Here is a 20,821-nt window from a genome sequence, read left to right as displayed (position 1 = left end):
GGAGGAACGACGTGGCCAAGAACATCCTGATCCTGGGGGCCTCCTATGGCTCGCTCCTGGGGACCAAGCTCCTGATGGCCGGTCACAACGTGACCCTGGTCTGCCGGCGCAAGACCGCCGACCTGATCAACCGCGAGGGTACCGAGGTCCGCATCAAGCTGCGCGACGAGAAGGAGCACCGGGCGATCTTCTCGCGCGACCTGCCCGGCAAGGTCGACGCGATGCCGCCGGAAGACGTCGACGTCTCGCGCTACGATCTCGTCGGCCTCGCCATGCAGGAGCCGCAATATAACAACCACACGATCCGCGTGCTGATGATCAAGATCGCGGCCGCGAAGCTGCCGTGCCTGTCGATCATGAACATGCCGCCGCTGCCTTACCTCAAGCGGATTCCGGGCCTCGCCGCCATGGACCTCGAGGATGCCTACACCAATGCCGGCGTGTGGGACCGGTTCGAGCCGGGCCTCGTGTCGCTGTGCTCGCCCGATCCGCAGGCCTTCCGGCCGCCCGAGGAGGAGGCCAACGTCCTCCATGTCGGGCTGCCGACGAACTTCAAGGCCGCAACTTTTACGGACGAGGCGCACAACACGCTGCTCAGGCAGCTGGAAGCCGATATCGACGCCGTGCGCCTCGACGGGCACGACGTGCCGGTGAAGCTCAAGGTGTTCGATTCGCTGTTCGTGCCGCTCGCCAAGTGGTCGATGCTGCTCACCGGCAATTACCGCTGCATCACGCCCGGCGAACCCCAATCGATCCACGATGCCGTGCACGGCGATCTGGCGCGCTCCAGGGCGATCTACGACCACGTCGACGGGATCGCCCGGAAGCTCGGCGCCGATCCCGCCGATCAGGTGCCGTTCGAGAAATACGCCAAGGCGGCCGAGAGCCTGCTCAAGCCGTCCTCGGCGGCCCGCGCCGTAGCGAACGGCGCCCCCTATATCGAGCGGGTCGACCTGCTGGTGAAGCTGATCTCGCACCAACTCGGCGACCCCAGCGATGAGATCGACCGCACCGTCGCGACCGTCGATCGCAAGCTCGACGAGCGCATCATCGAGGGGTGATCGATCTCGCGCGACGCGGGGGCACGGCATCGCTCACCTCATTCAAGGTGTCCGACCGCCGCAATCTGGCGGCGGACGCCCCCGCTCGCCGCATGTCGAAGATTTGCCTGTCCTCGGTCCGGTGCCGAGCCCGGGCGGTGGCAGGCCAGAAGAATGGCGGCATCGGTGACAGGCGACGGCGCCATCTCGATCGACAGGTCGCTGTATCCCTGCGCGACGATGCCGTTCAAGAGTTCGCCGATCGCGCCGGCGAATTCAACGCTCCGATAGCCGCGTAAAATAGCATCCGCCATGTAAACAGCATCGATATCGTGGGCCCCGTTTCTCCAGAACGTCTCGCAGCGCCAGATGAACGTTTCGGCGGCATCCCGCTCCGGCATCGCGTCATCTCCAACGGGTAAGATGATCACATGGCACGGGGCTGAAATTCACGCTCCGCCGGCAGCACGCTTGCGGTGCCGCGCGGCTGGAAACATGCTGGCTGAAGCCGGGTCGCGCCTCGTGAGAGGCGCGGGTGAGGCCCTCCGTCGGCGAGAGGACAATCTCCTCAAGGCGGTGCGTTACTCGGCCAGCTCCAAGAAGTGCCGGCCCTGCCGATCGTCGATCTCGATAATCCAGAGGTCGGAATCGAACCGGATTTCCTTGGTCAGGCGCTCCTCCACGTCGAGCGGGGTGCCGCCGGTGACCAGGGCCGCGAAGCGGCGGTCACCGCTGTCCTCGGCCTCGAACAGGGCCTGCGGCGCCGGCCCGTAGAGATCCGCGCTGCCATCGAGGCGATCGACCTTCACGAAGATTGCCCCCGCCTCCGCGGCCCCGCGCCGCCGCAGCACCGCCGGGATGCCCGCCACATCGAGACGGCGGAGATGAGCCGAAGCCCAGAAATCGGAACGCAGGCGCATGCGGTAGAGCCTCCCGGAAGCGCGCCTGAGATGCGTGATCCGGCGCTTCCTGACAACGCACGGCTGCAGCGCGTCCGACACGGTGCACGCCCGCGCATCGCAAATAAGCCAGCCATCAATTCAGAGTCTTTCAGGATTAAATCTGTTGTCAATGCTGTGCGTTATCGCAAAACAACAGTATTGTTTAATTATTGACTGAGCAAAAGTCAAAAGGGGAGGCATCCTTCGACGATTGAAGGAGCAGTTTCATGCCGAGACGACCCTCGCGTCTCACGGTGATCGCCGCCTGCCTGTGCCTGCTGACTGCGTCGTTGCCAGTCCCCGCGCAGATCCTCATGGATCTGCTGGGACAGCGGGAAGCCGCCTCCTGCCCACGCTAACAGCGGAATCTGCAGGATCGGTGCAACATCGTGGTTCGGCGCCCGGGCGGCAATCCGACCCAGGACATGACCGGTTCGATCAGCCACGCGAAGTCGTGGCAGGGCAAAAGCGGACCGCGCTGCAAAACGATCCGCCGCTTCACCGGTTCGCAAGACTGAGCCGCGTGATCCAGGCCCGCGTCGGAACCTGTCCGGCGCGGGGTTCCCGCGATGGCGTCTTGGAGCGCTCGCCGACGAAGTGGATACCGGTTCGGCGCAAGAGAGCGCGTCACAACAAAAGCTTAGAGCCGCACACGATTGCAAAGCGCTCGGGCATGGCTCTAACCGTGGCTTGCCCGGGCTGTCAGTTCGCGCAGGGTCCGGCCCGTAGCCTCCCCGGTCACCGGCAGCTTGGCACTGCGCTCGAACTTCTCGATCGCCGCCCGGGTGCCCGGACCCATGGCGCCGTCGGGCTTGACCGGATAGCCGAGCTTCGAAAGCGCCTTCTGCACCCGGAGGACCGGATCAGACTCCGTCTCGGCCTTCTTGACGGGCTCCTTGGCGGCCGGCTTCGCAATCGGCTTGGCTCCCGTCCGGACCGGGGGGGCCTTCGGGGTCACCGATGCGGTCGTCTCCTCGGCACGGATCAACTCGCCGATCGTGTCCCGGGCCGCCGGCTTGGCGGCGGCCTTCTCCGGTTCGGAGCGGACCGGATCCCGCGCGATCTCCCGCACCGGCTCCCTGGCAGCCTCTCGGGCGACATCTCGGGTGGCCGGTGCGGCCTCGCGCGGGGCGGGGGCCTTCTGGGCGAGCTTGGGCAGGATTGGGGCCGGATGGCGGCCGGCTTGGTAACCGAGGGCGTTGACGCAGATGAAACCGGCCGCGCCCAGGCCGACGAGGCTGCTGAGGACCGTCCCGGGGCTGTTCCGGCAGGTGCTGACGGCCGCCCGCAACGCGCCGACGAGGACGGCGCGCCAATCCCCCTGCACGGCGCTGCGCCGCGCGGCCGGGCGACGGGCCCGGGCGGCCTCGCCCGGTACGGTGATCTCGCGGTAGCCTGACATCGTGTCTCCTTCCGGGGGATCGTGTTCCGGGGGGATTTTGGGCTCAGCCGGTCCGGCGCAGCGCCGAACCCGGCCCGGTGCTCAGCGTGAGCCCCGGCTCGGCGTCGAACAGACCGAGCGGCAGGCGTACGACCCGGCGCGGCTGAGGCGCGCCCCGCACGGCGATGCGGATCGGCGCCGGGCCGCAGGCGGTTTTCGGCGCGCGGCAGACCCGGGGCAGCGTCACGGTGACGACGGTGCCGGACTGGGGCGCGCTCTCGATCCGCATCGCGCCGCCATGGAGGCCGACCAATCCCTGCACCACCGAGAGGCCGAGTCCGGTCCCCTCGTGCTGACGCTTGTAGTCGCCGGCCCCGGCCTGGAAGAACGGCGTGCCGAGCTTCAACAGATCCTCCGCGCCGATCCCGCAGCCCGTATCGGCGACGACGATGTCGAGGCCCTCGACACCGCGGCGCAGCGACAGGTCGACCCGCCCGCCGCGCGGGGTGAACTTCACGGCGTTCGAGACGAGGTTGATCAGGATCTGCCGGCAGGCGCCGGGATCGGCGGTGATTTCGACCGGACCCGACGCTGCGACCGCCAGGCTGACGCCCGCAGCCTCGGCCCTCAGCCGCATCAGGTCGCAGCAGGACTGGAGCAGCCCCGCGATGTCGAACACCTCCGGCGCATAATCGAAGTTGCCGCTCTGGATCCGGCTCATGTCGAGGAGCGTGTTGACGACGCCGAGCAGGTGGTGGCCGGAGGCGCCGATGATCCCGGCATAGTCCCGCGCCTGTTCGGCGCTGAGGCTGGGCGCACCTTCGCCGGCCAGAACCTCGGAGAAGCCGATGATCGCGTTGAGCGGCGTGCGCAGCTCGTGGGTGACGTTGGCCAGGAACCGGCCCTTGATGGCGTCGGCCCGCTCGGCCTCGGCGCGGGCGCGCTCCAGCTCTTCCGCATGGCGGTAATGCTCGGTCATGTCGCGGGTCACCGCCACCACCGCGGTGGCGGCGTCGTGGGGACCGTGTTCGATCCGGTGGGCGCGCATCTCGGCGTGGATCAGGCGTGCGCCATCGGGCCGTCCGGCCTCGACGTGCAGGCGCAGCGGTAGGGTCGCGGGACGCCCGGTCGCGGCGACATCGCTCACCGCCTGGAGGAAAGCCGGCCGGTCCGCCACGTGGACCCGCTCCAGGAAGCCGTGGCCGTGCAGACGCGCCGGCTCGCTGCCGAGCAGCCGCGTCGCCGACACGGAGGCGTCCACGACGCGGCCGTTGCGGTCGTGCCAGGTCACGAGATCGTCAATCGCCGAGAGCAACAGCCGGTCCCGGGCCTCGTTGTCGCGCAGCCGCTCGCGCCACGCGCCCTCGTTGCGCTCGTGCTCCAGGGCCTGGGCGGCGACGTGGCTGATCGCCGTGAGCGCGAAGGCCGGCAGGGCGAGGCCGGCGGAGATGTCCATGACCGGCAAGGCGATCGCGAACGCGTCGAGACCGGCCAATGCCAGCACGCCGAGGACCGCCATGGCGGCCGCCGCCAGCGTCGCGCGCAGCGATCCCGAGATCAGCGCCTCCACGGGGATCGCCACCAGCCAGACCGCGGCCGGGGACGCGACGCCCCCCGTGACGCTCGACAGCGCCACCACGATCCCGGTCAGGCCCGCCGCGGAGACCGCATGGGCGAGCCAGAGCGATCCCGTCCGGACGAGCAGCACGGCGGCGAAGACCGGCAACAGCAGACTCGCGATCGCCAGAACCTCGATGCCGGAGGGCACGCCGCGCCACAGCAGGTAGGGCGGCAGGCCGACCATCATCACGGCGCCGGTGGCGAGGCGCGACACCAGGAAGCGCTGATGGCGGCACCGGGTGGCGACATCATCGGCCGCGGAGGCGTGAACCAGCCCCGCGAGACGGTCGTCGATCAACGAAGTCAGGACTTTTTTAATAGGCAAGGCTGGCACACGCCGCGATGTATGCGTTTCCGCATCCCTCGCGCCTCCGGTTCGACTTTCGAACAACTTCCGAACGGTCGCAGAGACGGCTTAAACGAGTGTTGCGCGTGGGGTCAGAACGGTCAGGATGCTTTCCGCAAGGTAACCAAGCGCATTCGGATAAGCTTCGTTCACCATCGCGCGCGAAAGCCCAGGCTGGTTGAGGCCCGGTTCACGAAACCTGTCGAAAGCTCGCGGCCGCGCATCGTCACCCTTGGCGACAGCCAGCACGCGCGTCGATGCGATTCACACTGAGCGGAGACGACGAACCATGACCGTCCTGCTGCGCGCCGCGCTGGTGATCGGCGTGCTCTCGTATCTCGCGCTGATGCGTGGGGGCGCTGATCCGGCCGCGGAGGCCCGCAAGCTCACGGGGAGGCTGCCGAGCGCCTCGGCGGTGCTTCCGGCGGCCCTGGAGGCTGTCCCCGCCGAAACCCGCGAGCGGGTCGCCCGGGCAGTGCTCGCCCGCGGCCTGATGGCGGAGTTGAGCCGCCGGGCCGGCGAACCTCAAGACGCCGCGGATACGCCCTCGACCGACACCCTGGAGGCGGCCGACCGACAGCCCGCTTGGCGGGGGATCGAGCCCCGCTGAGGGCGATCCGTCAGCCCACGTCCGCCTTGGTTCCCGGGCGGGCGCGGGCCGGCAGGTTCGTGCGCGACGCGGCGGCGCTCTGGCGCAGCTTGGCTTCCGGGCCGTGGACCGGCTGATGCGTTTCGCTGCGCCCGCGCTCGGTGAGCGGCCGGTCGAGGATCGCCGCCACGAGGTCCCGCGCCGCCGGGCGGCTCACCGTGCGGAACAGACGGACGAGGTCGGCGACGCGCTCGGCCGAACGCGCCACCCCCTGGTTGAGGGTGAGGAAGATGTAGACCGCCTCCTCCTCGTGCAGCCCGGCCGCGCGCAGGCCGAGGGTGAGGAGGTCGTAGCGGGCACCCGGATCGGCGACCAGGGCGAGGAAATCGGGGGGCAGGCCGAGCCCGTCCGCGAGCGCGGCCACGAAGGCCGCAACGTCGTGCGCGGCCGAGAGCCGGGTCAGGGACTCGCCGAGGTCGCGGGGCGGGGGCGGGCAGGGGCGTAGGGCGGCGGTCGCTTCCACGCTCTTGCCGATCACGGCGCGGCGCATCGGGTCGGCGTGCAGGTAGAGGGGCACCAGGTCGGCCGCGGAGACGTCGGGGCGGACCAGGAGCAACCGGGCGAGGTCGGCATCGCCGCGGCCGCGGCCGACCAGCCGGGCCAGCGTCGCACCGCGCAGGGTGATGCCGAGATTGGCGGCGAGCGCACGGTCGATCTCGGGGCGGCCCTCGCGGGACAGTTCGTCCGCCGCCTCGCGGCTCAGCCCGGCCCGGGCGGCGATCCGGTCGGCGATGTCGAAGCCGTCGGCCAGCGCCGCGTCGATCAGGCCGCGGCTCAGCGTAGGCGCCAATTCCACAACCGCGTCGCGGGCGCCGCCGCCGCGCAGCGCCAGGGCTTCCAGGACCGCCGGCGGCGTCTCGGGGCAGGGGGCGAGCTTCCGGGCGACCACCCGGGCGGTCTCCTCGTCCACCGTGGGGATCAGACCGCAGGCGAGGGATTCGAAGATCTCGGTTGCAGTCCGATCGCGGCCCGGCGCGCGGACGAACAGATCGGTCTGCACCCGCAGGATCACGGGCTTCAGATCGAGATTCTCGATGCGCGAGAGTTCGAGGAGCCCGGACAGGTCCGGCGGAGCATCGACGGATGAGGGCATGGACGATCGGTTTACGCAGGACTGCAGTAAGCTCACGCTAACCGCATCGACGTGAATCGACCTTTAAGACGCTCCCCGCGGGACCGTGCCGTCCTGCATCATCGCGCGCCGGCGCTGTTTGTGCGCCGGGGTTCAGTGCGTCAGCCAGAGGCCGCCGCCGAGCGCCACCGCCGCGAAGACGATGAAGCCGACAAAGGCCGGGACGACCCAGGGCTGCCGCTGGTGCACGTAACCGGCCTTCGACCGCTCGGACGGGGCCCGCTCGTTCTGGCGCGCAATCCGGACCTCCTGGGATGTCGGCGGCGTTCCGCCCGCTTCCTCGCAGGTTCCGAGCGGCGCTGCCCCGATATCCATGTGGGGGGTCTTGTCGCCGGTGCGGCCACTGTCGATGTCGCCCTTGAGCTGCGCGGAGGTCGGCGCGTCCGCATTCGGCGGGGCATCGACATGCAGGTTGCCGGGCCGCGGCGGGGTCTCGGATCGCAGGGACATGAACGGAACTCCAGCTTGACTCAGTCAACGCCTGGGAGCGCCGTCGGCTGCGGTCAGGATGTCGCGGGCCTCAAGGCTCGCCGGATCCGCGCTTGAGCAACGGGCGCTCGTGGAGTTCCGACCCCCCGGCGAAACCGGCTGCGGTGCAGAAGGCGCGCAGGGTCGGCTGTTCCCGTCCGACGCGCAGGAGCAGCCGGTCGCAGCCGGCCTGGCGCGCCGCCCGCCCGGCCGCCTTGAGCAGCACACGCCCGATGCCGCGGCGCCGGGATTCGGCTGCCACAACGAGGGTCGTGATCAGGCCAAACGGGCGGGGCGCATCGAGGGTGTGGGTGGGGGTGAGGGCGATGAGGCCGCTCGGCGGACCCCATTCGACGGCGACGAGAACCGTGCCGCCCGCCCGCTGCAGGCTTTCGAGCCGGGCCGCGAGATCCCCTGCGCCGACCGGTTCCCCGGTCTCGCTCAAGAGAGCCGCGAGGCCGGCCGCGTCGGAGCCCGCGGCTGCCCGGATCTCCAGCCCGTACCGATTACCCAAGCGCGACTCCCAAATGATCGCCCCTCAGACCCGGCGCCAGCCCGGTTGCGACGGGTCGACCAGCCGGTAGTTCACCGGCGCCACGCCGCATATGGCAATCACCGCCGGCTCCGTCCCGTCGCGGACCACGCCGTCGTAGTGCGGCGTCCCCGCCACGCGGCGGACGAAGCTGCCGGCCTTCACGGGCAGGCAGGCGGCGGGGTCGAAATCCGCGCCGCTGTTGCACCACCACGTGCCCGACAGGACCATGCAGAACCGGTCCGAGGTGTAGGTATGCGGCGCGCTCATGTAGCCCGGCCACCAGCGGATCAGTGTGTAGTACAGGCCGGTGCCGTTGAGGTCGCCGGTGAGATTACACCGGTCGACGCTGCGCTCCGGGTAATCCTTCGAAGGCACCCACGGCAGCGCCTCCGGGGCGCGGATGATGGTCTGTTCCGCGTTGAGGGGCGAGGCCTCGGCCGCGTTCGCAAGAAGCAGCGGGAGCGTGCCGAGCAGCGAGGCCGCCAGCAGGTCGCGCCGGCTCGCCTCCGGCCGGGTTTGCGTGTCCGTCATCGCGGAGTTCCATCCCTGTCGCGGCCGGTTTGCCCGGCGGCTTGCGCTCCAGCAACGCCGACGTTCCGGTTTGTCTCCCGGGCCGGGGCCGCGCGATGTTTCAAACGGGCGGACCTATCAGGGGTGTGGCCAGGATCGACCGTGCTTGGGTGTACGTCCAGCACTATAGCCGGCGCCTCCCTTCGACCCAGATACAGAGTATCGCGGTTTAAATCGGCGGGGATACGCAATGACGGATCGGCTGCGGGATCAATCCCGGGACAGGCAGGGCACGGGCGATCCGCCGGATGCGGCGCCACTGCGGCAGCAGGATCGAGGGCCTGGGCAGGATCGAGGATCCGACGACGACGCCCGGAAGTCCGGATCCGCGCCCTCGGAGCGCCAAAAGGCCAAGACTGAGATTGCCGCCGGCGAGGTGGCCGATGACCTCGCTGATTTCGCCTGACGGACCCGCCCCGCGGGGCGTACGCCGTCCGGCTTGAGCGCCCGGGCCGCCCCGCCGAACCGTCATGCGGCTCGGTAGGGCGGCCGGATGCCTGCCCTCAGGCGGTTTCCTTGGTCTTGCGCGGCTTGCTGGCGCGCTTCGGCTTCTCGGCGACTTCCTCGACCGGCTCCTCGACCGCCACGGACTTGCGGCGCTGCTGGCCGAGGCCCAGGCTGCGGGCCAGCTCGGAGCGCTGTGCCGAATAGCTCGCGGCCGTCGACGGATAATCCCGCGGCAGGCCGAAGCGCTCGCGATACTGCTCGATCGTCAGGCCGTTGCGCGAAAGATGGCGCTTGAGCGTCTTGTAGGGCTTGCCGTCGATGAAAGAGACCAGCGCATCCGGGGTCACCGACTTGCGGATCTGGGCCGGCGTCGGCTTGTCGGCCGCCTCGGTGACGGCCGCCGTGGGGGCGGACAGCTTCGCCAGAGCGGCATGGACGCCGGCCAGCAGACCGGGCAGCTCGCTGATCGGCACGGAATTGTTCGAGACATACGCCGAGACGATGTCCGAGGCCTGCTCGATAAAGGTCTGCTGCTGTTCAGGGGCGTTGTCGTCCATCGATGATTCCCTCTATGTGGTGGTGGTGAGACGGTTCTAACGTCTCTGCAGCAAAATCAAGTCGTCGTCGAGGATTTCCATACACAAGCTGCCGCCCGTTAACACGCATATTATTCAACCGGCCGGTCCAGCTGAAATCGTTGCCCGAGAAACCCGATTGGTGGGATGGCCGGTTTCACCAGTTCCAGATACCGCTGCCGTGCCGGCGGGCCTCCGACCGGTGACAAGCCGGTCCCTTGGTTTGCGAAGATCGGTTGCCGGTCTGACGAGACCGGTGAAACCTCACGGCCCGTCCTGTCGCGCTCTCGTTGTGTACGCCGGGCGATCAGGAAGATCTGATGGGAGCCAGAGGCGAGACCGCGCTGCGGGTAGCCGTGGGCAGCCCCGGAGCACCGGGCTACGGCATCCTTCGGGTCCGGTGCTGTGCGAGAAGAGCCTTGGGGCTTGATCCGCCCTGCGTCATAAAGAAGTTTGTCGGGGGAAGCCGGGACGGTGGATGTGGATCAGAATTCGGAGCCCGGCACCGTCTTCGGAGCGCACATTCCGTTCGTGAAGTTCTGCGGGATCGAGGCGTTGGACGTGTGCGAGGGGCGGACGCGGCTGCGGCTCGTCCTGCGCCCGGAACATGCCAACAATCTTGGCATCGCCCATGGCGGCGTGCTCTGCACCCTGCTCGACGTCGCCCTCGGCACGGCGGCGCGCCTCAGCGTCGGGCGGCCCGTGGTGACCCTCGACATGCAGACCCGGTTCCTGAATCCCGGGCGCGGCGTCCTGCTCGCGGAGGGGCGCGTGACCCGGTCCGGGCGCGACGTGATCTTCTGTGAGGCTGAGATCCGGGATGCCGAAGGCTTGGCGGTGGCCAGTGCCACCGGTCTGCTCAAGCCCGTAGGCCGTCCACCCGCGGAGTAGGACGGATGGGGACTTTCGCAGGACCGGTTTGAGCCTTGACTCGTCTCTCTGGTGATTAGACTAAATCGATTCTTCGTTCTCCCGATATGATCAATGCTGTCTAGATCGATCACCTTCGTGCGAACCTGAAATCCCTCGGCGTACCGGATGCGTGCGCCCTCGTCGGGAAGAGCGCGTCCGCGCCCCCGAGCGGTGAAAGTCAACGGCCGCGGTCGTGCAACACCGCGGTGATGCGCCGATCCGGTCACGACCGAATTGACGGCGGCCCGGCGGGGTGGGAAAGCCTCGGCCATGACGATGCCGGATGATGCGCGCGCAGCCCTGGCTGCACCTCCCGCCGAGGCCGATGTCACGGCCATGAAATCCGAGGCGGCCGCGTGGTTCGAAACCCTGCGCGACCGCATCCTCGCGGCGCTTGAGGCGCTGGAGGCGGAGGCCGAGGGGCCGTTCCACTCGGACGCGCCCGACGGGCCGGGCACCTTCGTGAAGACGCCCTGGAACCGCACCGACCATACCGGCCGGCCCGGCGGCGGTGGCGTGATGTCGATGCTCAAGGGCCGCGTGTTCGAGAAGGCCGGCGTCCACATCTCGACGGTGCACGGCGAGTTCGCGCCGGAGTTCCGGGCCCAGATGCCCGGGGCGTCCGAGGACCCGCGCTTCTTCGCCACCGGGATCTCGCTGATCGCCCATCCCTGGAATCCGCATGCGCCGACGGTGCACATGAACACCCGCTTCGTCGCGACGACGCGGGCGTGGTTCGGCGGCGGGGCCGATCTCACCCCCGTGCTCGACCGGCGCCGCACTCAGGAGGATCCGGACAGCCGCCACTTCCACGCCTGCCTGGAGCGGGCCTGCGTGGCGCACGGCGTCGACTATCCGCGCTACAAGGCGTGGTGCGACGAATACTTCCACCTCAAGCACCGGAACGAGCCGCGCGGCATTGGCGGGATCTTTTATGACTACCGCTGGACCGGCGACCCGCAGGCCGATCTCGCCTTCACGCGCGACGTGGGACAGGCCTTCCTTGAGGCCTATCCGAAGATCGTCCGCGACAATCTCGGCACGGCCTGGACCGAGGCCGACCGGTTCGAGCAGCAGGTGCGGCGTGGGCGCTACGTCGAGTTCAATCTGCTCTATGATCGCGGCACGATCTTCGGCCTGAAGACCGGCGGCAACGTCGCCTCGATCCTGTCCTCGATGCCGCCCACCGTGCGCTGGCCGTGATGGGGCTGTCATGAGCGCGGGGCTGCCCGCGGCCTACGCCCCCCAGCAGGACGCGGCGCTCAAGGCGATCGCCGCGTGGCGGCGGGACGGCGGATCCCAGGTCTTCCGGTTGTTCGGCTATGCCGGGACCGGCAAGACCACGCTCGCCCGGCGGATCGCCGAGGATGTGGACGGCACGGTGGTGTACGGCGCCTTCACCGGCAAGGCCGCCTCGGTGATGCGCCAGAAGGGCTGCTACGACGCCGCCACGATCCACTCGCTGATCTACCGCACCAAGGAGGCGGAGGAGGGCGGCCCGACCTTCACGCTGAATCGCTCGGGCCTCGCCGCCAAGGCGGACCTGATCATCATCGACGAATGCTCGATGGTCGATTCCGATCTCGGCAACGACCTCCTGTCGTTCGAACGGCCGGTGCTGGTGCTGGGCGACCCGGCGCAGCTGCCGCCGGTGCGCGGCGGCGGCTTCTTCACCGAGGCCGAGCCCGACGTGATGCTGACCGAGGTCCATCGACAGGCCAAGGACGATCCGATCGTCCGCATGGCGATGACCATCCGTGAGGGCGGACGGCTGGAACTCGGCACCTTCGGGCAGAGCCGGGTGGTTTCGCGCCGCGCCCTCGACCCGGCCGAAGTCCTCGAATGCGATCAGGTCCTGGTCGGGCTCAATAAGACCCGCCGGCTCTACAATGGCCGCCTGCGGGAACTCGCCGGCCACACCGACCCGATGCCGGCGATCGGCGAGAAGCTCGTCTGCCTGCGCAATGACCGAGTGAAAGGCTTGCTCAACGGCTCCACCTGGACGGTGCAGGCCCTGCGCGCGCCGCCGCGGCCGGACCTGATCCGCCTCGACGTGGTGCCCGAGGACGATCCGGGCCTGCGCCGGAAGCCCACCGACATCAAGGTGCTGCGGTCGATGATCGCCGGCTCGGACGAGGAGATCCCGCTGTTCCTGCGCCGGGAGACCGACGAGTTCACCTACGGCTACGCGCTGACGGTGCACAAGGCGCAGGGTTCCCAATGGGACCGGGTGACGCTCTTCGACGAATCCTACGCCTTCCGCGAGCACCGGGCGCGCTGGCTCTACACCGGCCTGACCCGCGCCGCGCAAGCGATCACCGTGGTGGTCTGAGCGCGCGTGCCTGGATATCCGGTTCGTGCCGCCACGGCCCGGAGCGCGACCGGACCCGGGACGCGCTGACGCCCGATTCGCACCGGGCCAACGCGGCAACCTCCGAGGCGCGGCCGGACCCGGCGACCGCTGCGATCCCGTGTTCGAGGATCCTCGGCGCGGCGGCGGAGGAGATCATTCTCGGTCTCGTGGCTTGCCCTGCCACCGCAACCTCGTTATGACCCGCCTCGGCTATTCCCGAGCGACCGCCTCCGAGCCATTGGCGGTGGTCGCTTGGTAAGGTCAGAGCGACGATTCTCGCGACGGTGCTGCCTGCATCACCTTGCCGAGATCGCTGCTGGAGAGGTGGCAGAGCGGTTGAATGCACCGCACTCGAAATGCGGCATGCCTGCAAGGGCATCGGGGGTTCGAATCCCCCCCTCTCCGCCAGTTATCGTAAGAAGCTGCTCCGGGCTTGGCGCGCCGAGCAGGAGGCTGCCACCCTTCGGCCGGTTCGACATCCGCTCTGGGCACGTTCATCGACGGCGGTCGCCGGTCGCCTCGCACGTGTCGGTCTGACGTCCCCGCAAGCGGACGTCTCTGTTGCCCGCAGCCTCCCGTGAACCATCGGCGTCCCTGCAGAGATTGGCAGCCCACACGGATGCGCGCGGCGGCTCAGGGTCGCTCCGCCTTTTCCCGGCTGCCCTCGATCATCGATCGGATCCGCGCCGCCATCGCCTCGATCGCGAAGGGCTTGGTCAGCACGGCCATACCGGGGGCGAGATGCCCGTTTCCGAGGATGGCGTTCTCGGCATAGCCGGTGATGAACAGCACCTTGAGGTCGGGGCGCGCCACACGCGCGGCGTCGGCCATCTGTCGCCCGTTCATGCCGCCCGGGAGCCCGACATCGGTCACCAGCAGGTCGATGCGGACATCCGATTGCAGAACCTTGAGGCCCGCCGCGCTATCGCCTGCCTCGATGGCCGTGTAGCCGAGATCTTCCAGGATATCGCTGATGAGCATGCGCACGGTCGGCTCGTCATCGACGATCAGCACAGTCTCGCCTTGCTCGGAGCGTGGCAGGTCCGTAACCGGAAAAACCGTCTCGTCGTCGGCGACTTCCCCGTAGTGGCGGGGCAAGTAGATGCACACCGTCGTACCCTGGCCAACCTCCGAGTAGATCCGCACCTGCCCGCCGGATTGCTGGGCGAACCCGTAGATCATCGAGAGGCCGAGCCCGGTGCCCTCGCCGATGGGCTTGGTCGTGAAGAATGGCTCGAAGACGCGCGCGATGACCTCGGGCGGCATGCCGGTGCCCGTGTCGCTCACGCACAGCGAAAGGTACTGCCCTTCCGGAATGTCGTGTTGGCGGGCGGCCCGGTCGTCGAGCCACTTGTTGGCGGTCTCGATGATGATCTTGCCGCCGTCGGGCATCGCATCGCGCGCGTTGATGCAGAGATTGAGCAGAGCATTCTCGAGCTGCGACGGATCGACGAGGGCCGGCCAACCGCCGGAGATCCCCACCACCTCGACCTGGATCGCCGGTCCGACGGTGCGCTGGATCAACTCCTGCATGCCCGAGGCGAGCCGGGTCACATGGGTCGGCTTGGGGTCCAGCGTCTGGCGACGCGAGAACGCGAGAAGGCGATGGGTCAGCGCGGCGGCGCGCTTGGCTGCACCCTGGGCCGCGGTCATGTAGCGGTCGACATCCGTGAGGCGGCCCTGCTGCATGCGGGTCTGCATCAGTTCCAGCGAACCGGTGATGCCGGCCAACAGGTTGTTGAAGTCGTGGGCCAAACCCCCTGTGAGCTGGCCGACCGCCTCCATCTTCTGGGATTGGCGGAGCGCCTCCTCGGCCTGCCGTAGGGCTTCGGCCTGATCCTTCTCGGCGGTGATGTGGCGCCCGCTCGCGTAGATCAGCGCGCCCTCCGGTGCGGCCACCCAGGAAATCCAGCGAAAGCCGCCATCCTTGTGACGATAGCGGTTCTCGATGGTCGGCAGCGTCGTCGCCCGCGCGTGCTGCAGCGCGCGATCGGTCAGCGCCTCGTCCTCGGCCAGAACGAACGCGAACACCGGCTTGCCGAGCACGTCTTCGGCCGACCAGCCGAGGATCGTCGTGAAGGCCGGGTTGACGGCTTTGAAGATGCCCTGGCTGTCGATGATGACCTGGATGTCCTGCGTGTTGCGCCAGAGGTGGTCACGCTCCTGGGTACGTTCCTGGACCTGGAGTTCCAGGGTCTCGTTCAGTGTGCGCAGGTTCTCTTCCGCGGTTTTGCGCGCCGTGACGTCGTTGAAGAAGATCGCGATCTGTCGGTCTGCGGGGGCACCGACGCGGATCGCCTTCACGTCGAACCAACGCCCGAACGCCTCGGCGTAGTTTTCGAAATTCGCCGGTTCGCCGGTTCGTGCGACCTGACCGTAGGTCTCGAACCAGAAACGCTCCAGATCGGGCGCGAACTCGGTCACCCATTTGCCGCGGAGGTTGACCCCGGCTTGGCGTTCGAACGCCGGATTGGCTTCGAGAAAGCGGTAGTCGACCGGGCGGTCATCGGCGTCGAACCGGACCTCGACGATGGCGTAGGCCGTATCGACGGCCTGGAGGACCGCGCTGAAGCGTTCCTGGCTGACATGCAGGCGTTCTGCACTGGCTTCGCTCTTGGCCGCCAGCGCGCGGTTCTCACCCTTCAGTTTGGTCAACTGCGCGAAGTCTGCGCTGACGTCGTACTGACTTGCGAAGAAGTAGGCGACCTCGCCCTTCGCGTCCTTGACCGGGGCCAGGAGCAGCTGGTTCCAGAAGGGCGTGCCGTCCTTGCGATAGTTGTAGATCGCGATCTCGATCGTCTCGCGGGCCGCAACCGCTGCGCGGATGCGGTCCACATCGGCCTCGTCGGTTCCCGGCCCCTGCAAAAAGCGGCAGTTCCGTCCGATGATCTCCGTGCGGTCGAACCCGGTCAGCTGGCAGAATGCTTCGTTGACGAAGATGATCGGGTTGTCGTGCTGGCGCGTGTCGGTGATCAGCATCGGCATGCGTGTGGCCCGCACGGCCGCGGCGAAGGGGTCGGTGACGCCGACGCCACCAGCGACCTCCGCGAGGATACGGCTGGTGTCACGACGGACCGTCTCTGAAATCGTCGGCGTCGATGCTGGGCGGTCGCTCTGCATGATGGGGCTGGCTGTATCAGACACGGCCAAAGCTTGAACACCTCTGCTGGCCGACGGTTCATCTCCGAGCGATGGCCCCCGGGCCGCCGTGGAAGCGTTTCGTGCCCACCGCGAATTCGTGTAGGAGCGGGCGCCGTCGACCGACGACGGTGCACAGTCTGGAGCGCCAGTGCCCGAACACGATGCAGCGGCGGTTTCCACTGGATTGGTCGGTCTCGACCATATCCTGGTTGGTGGCTACGCGTCGCACCGGTCGCATCTCATCGAGGGGCGGCCCGGATCCGGCAAGACGACGCTGGCGATGCAGTTCCTGCTCGATGGCGCGCGGCGCGGCGAGCGGTGCCTGTACATCACGCTCTCGGAGAGCCGGCGTGAGCTTCTGAACGTCGCGGAGCGCCACGGTTGGTCGCTCGACGGCATCACGATCTGTGAACTCGTCGCACCGGAACTCAGCCTCGATCCGAGTCAGCAGCAGACCCTCGTCCATACGTCCGATCTCGAACTTGGCGAGACCGTCCGGATGGCGATCGCGGAAATCGAGCGTGAAAAGCCGCAGCGCCTCGTGTTCGACAGCCTGTCCGAGATCCGGCTGCTCTCGCAGGGCTCGCTGCGCTACCGTCGGCAGGTCTACGCGCTGCGGAGCTTCCTGCTCATCCAGAACATCACCGCGCTGCTCCTCGACGATCTCACCGCCGAGGCGGACGATCTGAATCTGCACTCCCTGAGCCACGCCGTGATCCGGCTTGAGCAACTCGCGCCGCTGTACGGCGGCGAGCGGCGACGGCTGCGCGTGATCAAGATGCGCGCCATACCGTTTCGTGGCGGGTACCATGACTACGTCATTCGGCGTGGCGGTTTGACGGTGTTCCCGCGGCTGGTGGCGGCCGAGCATCGCGCGACGTTTTCGGATGACCGGTGCGGCACCGGCAACGCCGAGCTCGACCAGCTGCTCGGGGGCGGCATCGATCGCGGGACCAGCACGATGCTGATCGGCCCGTCCGGCGTCGGCAAGTCGACGGTGGCACTCACGGGCGTCACTGCGGCGATCGCCCGTGGCGAGAAGGTGCTGATGCTCAGCTTCGATGAGACCACGAGCGTGCTCCGGCGGCGGGCCAGCGGCCTGTCGATGCCGATCGATGATGCGATCGCGGCCGGCGCCCTTTACGTCGAGCAGATCGATCCTGCGGAAGTGTCGCCGGGCGAACTCTCCGACATGGTTCAGAACGCGGTCGAGCACCGCGGCGTCACGATGGTCGTGATCGACTCCCTGACCGGCTATCACAACGCCATGCCGGAGGAGAATTACCTGCTCTTGCAGATGCACGAATTGCTGACTTACCTGAACCAGCAAGGCGTGCTGACGCTCTTGATCCTGGCTCAGCACGGTATGATCGGTACGATGAGCGCGAGCGTCGATCTCACCTATCTCAGCGACACCGTGCTGCTGTTCCGCGCGTTCGAGGACGAAGGGCGTCTGCGCCGCGCCATCTCGGTGGTGAAGAAGCGCACCGGCAGCCATGAAAACACGATCCGCGAGTTTCGGATCGACGCCCAGGGGATTTGCGTTGGCGAGCCTCTGAGCTTGTTCCGAGGGGTCATGACCGGCGTCCCGAAATACGAAGGTGAGCGGTCTTCGCTGCTTCAGACGCGCGGCTCCTGATGACCGACGCCGAGCCGCCGGTCCTCGTCTTCGCTCCGACTGGGCGCGACGCGCGTGTGGCGGCGGCCATCCTGGGTGAGGAGCGGATCGCGTCGCGCATCTGCGCCGACCTCGCGGACGTGATGGACGGGCTCGATACGGCGGCCTGCGCCATCATCACCGAGGAAGCGTTGCTGTCCTCCAATCGTCAGACCTTGGCCGCGTGGATCGCTGCCCAGCCGCCGTGGTCGGACTTTCCGTTCATCTTGTTGACCCAGCGGGGCGCTGAACCCAAAGTCCAGCTCACGGACCTCCTGGGCAATGTCAGCGTGTTGGAGCGGCCGTTCCATCCGGCGACATTGGTGATGGCGGCGCGCTCCGCCTACCGCGCCCGGCGTCGGCAACTCGAGGCGCGTGCCTATCTGGAGGAGCGCGAGCGGACGGCGGAACGGCAGACGCTCCTGATCCGTGAACTGCATCACCGCGTGAAGAACACGCTTGCGACGGTCCAGGCCCTGCTGGGAGCCTCGTCCCGCTCGGCGACGAGTGTCGAGGCGTTCTACACCGCATTCTCGGCGCGGGTGATCTCGCTCGCGAAGACGCACAATCTGCTGACCGAGGATTATTGGCAGCAGGCCCCGCTGCGCGACATGCTGATGAACGAGTTGGGTCCCTACAACGACAGTGAGGGATCCCGCATCGTCCTGGATGGCCCGAGGGTCGATCTGATCGGCGATCTCGCGGTCCCGACCGGGATGGCGATCCACGAGTTGACCACGAATGCGGCCAAGCACGGGGCACTGTCCGTTCCCGAGGGGCGGATCCGGATCACGTGGTCGGTCGAGGCGGAGGCCGACCGTCAGATCCTGTGCCTCGACTGGACCGAAACCGGCGGTCCGTTGACGAAGCCGCCGACCCGGAAGGGGTTTGGGTCGACCCTGCTTCAGCGCGTGCTGAAGGTGCAGTGCGAAGCCGATCTGGCCTTCGATTATCAGCCCACCGGTTTGTACTTCACCATGCGCGCGCCTCTGCCGGAAAAACGGGTCGTCCCTGCCTACTGATGCGTTGCCGGTGCGGCCCGGACCCGGTGGCATGCGCGCATGAAAATGCCCGCACCGGCGAACCGGGCGGGCGAAGGTGGACCCGCGCTTCGGGGGATTACGGATCGATCGTTGCTTTTACCGTGATCGCGCGTGTTCAACAGGTGGGCAAACAGTCCGCCGCTGTCGCAGGTCTGGCCGCAGGATAATACCGGTATCGGCAGGCCGTTCACCGCGTACCGGATCCCGAAATACGCTTCGTGGGGCTCCACCGGCGTTTCCGAGGCTCGTCCCGATGGGGGATGGCCTGGATCGATCCGGCCATCCCCACCACTGGCACCGCTGACCAGTCCTGTTCGCTCTCCAGTCCGCAGAGCGCAGGTCGTTCGAAGTCGAGGCGCCCAGCCGACCAGGTCGTGGGTCTGTCCTGGGGGAGGTCGGCATCGCGCGTGTGCTTCAACGCACGCACTTTTTTGTGAAGAAACGCTTTCCTGGGTACGGCTGTTTCATGCCGGTTCGTGGCGAGGCTCGGGAATCCGACTCCGCCAAGTCGGGATTGTCTTGGATCGAGGTCGGCTTCGAAGACCTCGCGTTCGTAAGGAGGCAACAATGCGAATGAAACTTGCAGGCGCGGCGCTCCTCGCGCTTGGCACCCTCACCGCATCCTTTGGGACGGCTGAGGCCGCACAGGGCTGCGGTCCCGGGTTCCACCGGGGCTATTACGGCTGGTGCAAGCCCAACTGGCGGCCCTACGCCTACCGCCCGGTCTATTACGCCCGGCCGGTGGTCTATGGCTGGCACCGTCCCTGGGGCTACCGGCCTCACTGGGGTTGGCGCCACGCCGGCTGGCATCGCCCCTGGGGTTGGCACCATCATGGCGGCTGGCACCGGGCTGCTTGGCACTACGGGTGGTGAGCGCTTGGGCCGGCGCTCCGGCGCCGGCCCGGGAGGCTGGCCCGCCGCGCTCGGGATGCGGCAGCAGCGAAGCGCGCGTCATCCGCCGACTTCGTTGCGGACCAGCTTGAGAAAGGCCAGGGCGGCGCTCGAGAGCGGACGCCCCGGACTCCCCAGAATGGTGATCGCGAACGTCACCGTCGGCTGCAGGCGGCGCACGATGACCTGCCGCTTGAGGCCGCTCACGGTCACAGCCTCCGCGATGGCGAATCCGAGCCCCGCGGCGACCATCGCGCAGGCTGCCGCCGCGTTCTGCGTCTCAGCGACGAGGCGCGGCGTCACCCCGTTGACGGTGAAGAGCTCGTCGACCTGATCGCGCAGCCGGTACTGCCGACCGAGCGAGATGTAGGGCTCGTCTTGGAGTTCGGAGAGCGAGACGGACTTGTGCCGCGCCAAGCGATGGCCGGGCGGCAGCACCACCAGCCCGGGCAATTCGATCGGCGGCGCCGCGACGAGGGCGCTGCGGCCGACCGGCAGGGCGAAGCCGAGATCGGCATTGCCGGCCTGCACCAAATCGTGAACCTCCCGTGAGCTGGCCACCACGTGCGAGATCCGCACCGGCTGCACCTCCATGGCGAAGCGTGCCAGCAACCGTGGGATGAGCGACAGCCCCATCAGCGGCATGGCCGCGACGCGCAACTCGCCGCTGCCGACGCCGCGCATGTCGTCGATGACGCGATCCAGGCTGTCCGCTGCCGCGAACAGGGTCGCGACCGCGCCTTCCAGCTTCACGGCCTCCGGCGTTGGCTGCAGATGCCGCCGCGACCGGTCGAACAGCGGCAGCCCGGTCTCGTCCTCCAGGCTGCGCAGCAGCTTCGTGACCGCGGGCTGCGTGAGCAGCATCCGCTGCGCCGCCCGGCTGACCGAGCCGCTCTGCATCACGGCCCGGAATGCTTCCAGCTGCCGAAGCCGGCTCGGCGTCATCCGCACCCCCTGATTGGCGACCAAAAGGAATGAAACCGCAAAAATTATGAATTTGCGTCTCTCGTCAAGACTGCGCAGGTTGCACAGCATTCGCGAGCCAATAGGCGCGGGAGATGCTTATCGGACAAGCGTCTTGCCTGTTCAGCACGCAGGAACGGCTTTCCGATTGCTCACG

Annotated in this window: 20 protein-coding genes and 1 tRNA gene; 10 read left to right on the top strand and 11 right to left on the bottom strand. The window is 68.1% G+C overall.

The features are described from left to right. The first annotated feature begins 11 nt into the window (after positions 1-11). Positions 12-1,061 (top strand): ketopantoate reductase family protein, encoded by a 1,050-nt coding sequence (locus MKK63_RS13055; RefSeq protein WP_244002320.1) that lies wholly within the window; start codon positions 12-14, stop codon positions 1,059-1,061. A gap of 38 nt (positions 1,062-1,099) precedes the next feature. Here MKK63_RS13055 and MKK63_RS13050 read toward each other — a convergent pair whose 3' ends face one another. Further along, a complete protein-coding gene (locus MKK63_RS13050) occupies positions 1,100-1,441 on the bottom strand; it encodes a hypothetical protein (protein WP_244002318.1) in 342 nt (113 codons plus the stop codon). Between the two features lie 180 nt (positions 1,442-1,621). Beyond that, positions 1,622-1,960, bottom strand: a complete 339-nt coding sequence (locus MKK63_RS13045) for a DUF1491 family protein (RefSeq protein ID WP_244002316.1) — start codon at positions 1,958-1,960, stop codon at positions 1,622-1,624. Positions 1,961-2,208: 248 nt separating this feature from the next. On the opposite strand from MKK63_RS13045, the gene MKK63_RS31700 reads away from it, so the two are divergent. Further along, positions 2,209-2,340 (top strand): hypothetical protein, encoded by a 132-nt coding sequence (locus tag MKK63_RS31700; RefSeq protein WP_279574643.1) that lies wholly within the window; start codon positions 2,209-2,211, stop codon positions 2,338-2,340. A gap of 320 nt (positions 2,341-2,660) precedes the next feature. Here the strand turns inward: MKK63_RS31700 and MKK63_RS13040 are convergent, their stop codons facing one another. Beyond that, the gene (locus MKK63_RS13040) at positions 2,661-3,383 is read right to left on the bottom strand and encodes a peptidoglycan-binding domain-containing protein (RefSeq protein ID WP_244002314.1); all 723 of its coding nucleotides are present in this window, start codon (positions 3,381-3,383) and stop codon (positions 2,661-2,663) included. Between the two features lie 43 nt (positions 3,384-3,426). Then, the gene (locus MKK63_RS13035; protein ID WP_244002312.1) at positions 3,427-5,316 is read right to left on the bottom strand and encodes a PAS domain-containing sensor histidine kinase; all 1,890 of its coding nucleotides are present in this window, start codon (positions 5,314-5,316) and stop codon (positions 3,427-3,429) included. A gap of 301 nt (positions 5,317-5,617) precedes the next feature. On the opposite strand from MKK63_RS13035, the gene MKK63_RS13030 reads away from it, so the two are divergent. Next, positions 5,618-5,938, top strand: a complete 321-nt coding sequence (locus MKK63_RS13030; RefSeq protein ID WP_244002310.1) for a hypothetical protein — start codon at positions 5,618-5,620, stop codon at positions 5,936-5,938. A 10-nt stretch (positions 5,939-5,948) separates the two neighbouring features. On the opposite strand, the gene MKK63_RS13025 is transcribed toward MKK63_RS13030, so the two are convergent. From MKK63_RS13025 to MKK63_RS13005, 5 genes are all read right to left on the bottom strand, one after another. Continuing rightward, positions 5,949-7,070 (bottom strand): DUF2336 domain-containing protein, encoded by a 1,122-nt coding sequence (locus MKK63_RS13025; RefSeq protein WP_244002308.1) that lies wholly within the window; start codon positions 7,068-7,070, stop codon positions 5,949-5,951. Between the two features lie 132 nt (positions 7,071-7,202). Continuing rightward, positions 7,203-7,559 (bottom strand): hypothetical protein, encoded by a 357-nt coding sequence (locus MKK63_RS13020; protein WP_244002306.1) that lies wholly within the window; start codon positions 7,557-7,559, stop codon positions 7,203-7,205. Positions 7,560-7,629: 70 nt separating this feature from the next. After that, positions 7,630-8,091, bottom strand: coding sequence for a GNAT family N-acetyltransferase (locus MKK63_RS13015; RefSeq protein WP_244002305.1), 462 nt, complete (start codon positions 8,089-8,091; stop codon positions 7,630-7,632). Between the two features lie 24 nt (positions 8,092-8,115). Beyond that, complete coding sequence (locus tag MKK63_RS13010) at positions 8,116-8,643, bottom strand: hypothetical protein (RefSeq protein ID WP_244002302.1); 528 nt, start codon at positions 8,641-8,643, stop codon at positions 8,116-8,118. 542 nt (positions 8,644-9,185) lie between these two features. Continuing rightward, on the bottom strand, positions 9,186-9,686 hold the full coding sequence (locus tag MKK63_RS13005; protein WP_244002300.1) for a MucR family transcriptional regulator: 501 nt from the start codon (positions 9,684-9,686) through the stop codon (positions 9,186-9,188). Between the two features lie 498 nt (positions 9,687-10,184). Here MKK63_RS13005 and MKK63_RS13000 point away from each other — a divergent pair, with 498 nt between their 5' ends. From MKK63_RS13000 to MKK63_RS12985, 4 genes are all read left to right on the top strand, one after another. Then, on the top strand, positions 10,185-10,595 hold the full coding sequence (locus MKK63_RS13000; RefSeq protein WP_244002298.1) for a PaaI family thioesterase: 411 nt from the start codon (positions 10,185-10,187) through the stop codon (positions 10,593-10,595). Positions 10,596-10,886: 291 nt separating this feature from the next. After that, positions 10,887-11,819, top strand: a complete 933-nt coding sequence (gene hemF / locus MKK63_RS12995; RefSeq protein WP_244002296.1) for an oxygen-dependent coproporphyrinogen oxidase — start codon at positions 10,887-10,889, stop codon at positions 11,817-11,819. Positions 11,820-11,829: 10 nt separating this feature from the next. Continuing rightward, positions 11,830-12,948 (top strand): ATP-dependent RecD-like DNA helicase, encoded by a 1,119-nt coding sequence (locus tag MKK63_RS12990; protein ID WP_244002294.1) that lies wholly within the window; start codon positions 11,830-11,832, stop codon positions 12,946-12,948. A 339-nt stretch (positions 12,949-13,287) separates the two neighbouring features. Further along, positions 13,288-13,377 (top strand) — tRNA-Ser (locus MKK63_RS12985). 225 nt (positions 13,378-13,602) lie between these two features. On the opposite strand, the gene MKK63_RS12980 is transcribed toward MKK63_RS12985, so the two are convergent. Beyond that, complete coding sequence (locus MKK63_RS12980; protein ID WP_244002427.1) at positions 13,603-16,089, bottom strand: PAS domain S-box protein; 2,487 nt, start codon at positions 16,087-16,089, stop codon at positions 13,603-13,605. Between the two features lie 169 nt (positions 16,090-16,258). On the opposite strand from MKK63_RS12980, the gene MKK63_RS12975 reads away from it, so the two are divergent. The 3 genes from MKK63_RS12975 to MKK63_RS12965 all read left to right on the top strand — a co-directional run bounded on the left by MKK63_RS12975 (position 16,259) and on the right by MKK63_RS12965 (position 19,683). Next, on the top strand, positions 16,259-17,749 hold the full coding sequence (locus tag MKK63_RS12975) for an ATPase domain-containing protein (protein WP_244002292.1): 1,491 nt from the start codon (positions 16,259-16,261) through the stop codon (positions 17,747-17,749). After that, positions 17,749-18,789 carry a sensor histidine kinase gene (locus MKK63_RS12970; RefSeq protein WP_244002290.1) on the top strand — a complete coding sequence of 347 codons (1,041 nt, stop codon included), beginning with the start codon at positions 17,749-17,751 and terminating at the stop codon, positions 18,787-18,789. Before MKK63_RS12975 ends, MKK63_RS12970 begins: the two co-directional genes overlap by 1 nt. 588 nt (positions 18,790-19,377) lie before the next feature. Then, the gene (locus MKK63_RS12965; RefSeq protein WP_409564510.1) at positions 19,378-19,683 is read left to right on the top strand and encodes a GCG_CRPN prefix-to-repeats domain-containing protein; all 306 of its coding nucleotides are present in this window, start codon (positions 19,378-19,380) and stop codon (positions 19,681-19,683) included. Positions 19,684-19,761: 78 nt separating this feature from the next. Here the strand turns inward: MKK63_RS12965 and MKK63_RS12960 are convergent, their stop codons facing one another. After that, the gene (locus tag MKK63_RS12960; protein ID WP_244002288.1) at positions 19,762-20,646 is read right to left on the bottom strand and encodes a LysR family transcriptional regulator; all 885 of its coding nucleotides are present in this window, start codon (positions 20,644-20,646) and stop codon (positions 19,762-19,764) included. Positions 20,647-20,821: the final 175 nt, after the last annotated feature.

Source organism: Methylobacterium sp. J-088 (assembly GCF_022829295.1).
Taxonomy (GTDB): Bacteria; Pseudomonadota; Alphaproteobacteria; order Rhizobiales; family Beijerinckiaceae; genus Methylobacterium.
The sequence above is the reverse complement of the archived record's forward strand: the minus strand, read 5'-3'. Positions and strand labels throughout refer to the sequence as shown.

What these genes read in the sequence shown, in the direction of transcription:
- MKK63_RS13050 (WP_244002318.1), bottom strand. Translation starts at nt 1,441, where the DNA reads ATGCCGGAGCGGGATGCCGCCGAAACGTTCATCTGGCGCTGCGAGACG.
- MKK63_RS13045 (WP_244002316.1), bottom strand. Translation starts at nt 1,960, where the DNA reads ATGCGCCTGCGTTCCGATTTCTGGGCTTCGGCTCATCTCCGCCGTCTC.
- MKK63_RS31700 (WP_279574643.1), top strand. Translation starts at nt 2,209, where the DNA reads ATGCCGAGACGACCCTCGCGTCTCACGGTGATCGCCGCCTGCCTGTGC.
- MKK63_RS13040 (WP_244002314.1), bottom strand. Translation starts at nt 3,383, where the DNA reads ATGTCAGGCTACCGCGAGATCACCGTACCGGGCGAGGCCGCCCGGGCC.
- MKK63_RS13030 (WP_244002310.1), top strand. Translation starts at nt 5,618, where the DNA reads ATGACCGTCCTGCTGCGCGCCGCGCTGGTGATCGGCGTGCTCTCGTAT.
- MKK63_RS13025 (WP_244002308.1), bottom strand. Translation starts at nt 7,070, where the DNA reads ATGCCCTCATCCGTCGATGCTCCGCCGGACCTGTCCGGGCTCCTCGAA.
- MKK63_RS13020 (WP_244002306.1), bottom strand. Translation starts at nt 7,559, where the DNA reads ATGTCCCTGCGATCCGAGACCCCGCCGCGGCCCGGCAACCTGCATGTC.
- MKK63_RS13010 (WP_244002302.1), bottom strand. Translation starts at nt 8,643, where the DNA reads ATGACGGACACGCAAACCCGGCCGGAGGCGAGCCGGCGCGACCTGCTG.
- MKK63_RS13005 (WP_244002300.1), bottom strand. Translation starts at nt 9,686, where the DNA reads ATGGACGACAACGCCCCTGAACAGCAGCAGACCTTTATCGAGCAGGCC.
- hemF (WP_244002296.1), top strand. Translation starts at nt 10,887, where the DNA reads ATGACGATGCCGGATGATGCGCGCGCAGCCCTGGCTGCACCTCCCGCC.
- MKK63_RS12990 (WP_244002294.1), top strand. Translation starts at nt 11,830, where the DNA reads ATGAGCGCGGGGCTGCCCGCGGCCTACGCCCCCCAGCAGGACGCGGCG.
- MKK63_RS12980 (WP_244002427.1), bottom strand. Translation starts at nt 16,089, where the DNA reads ATGCAGAGCGACCGCCCAGCATCGACGCCGACGATTTCAGAGACGGTC.
- MKK63_RS12970 (WP_244002290.1), top strand. Translation starts at nt 17,749, where the DNA reads ATGACCGACGCCGAGCCGCCGGTCCTCGTCTTCGCTCCGACTGGGCGC.
- MKK63_RS12965 (WP_409564510.1), top strand. Translation starts at nt 19,378, where the DNA reads ATGCGAATGAAACTTGCAGGCGCGGCGCTCCTCGCGCTTGGCACCCTC.
- MKK63_RS12960 (WP_244002288.1), bottom strand. Translation starts at nt 20,646, where the DNA reads ATGACGCCGAGCCGGCTTCGGCAGCTGGAAGCATTCCGGGCCGTGATG.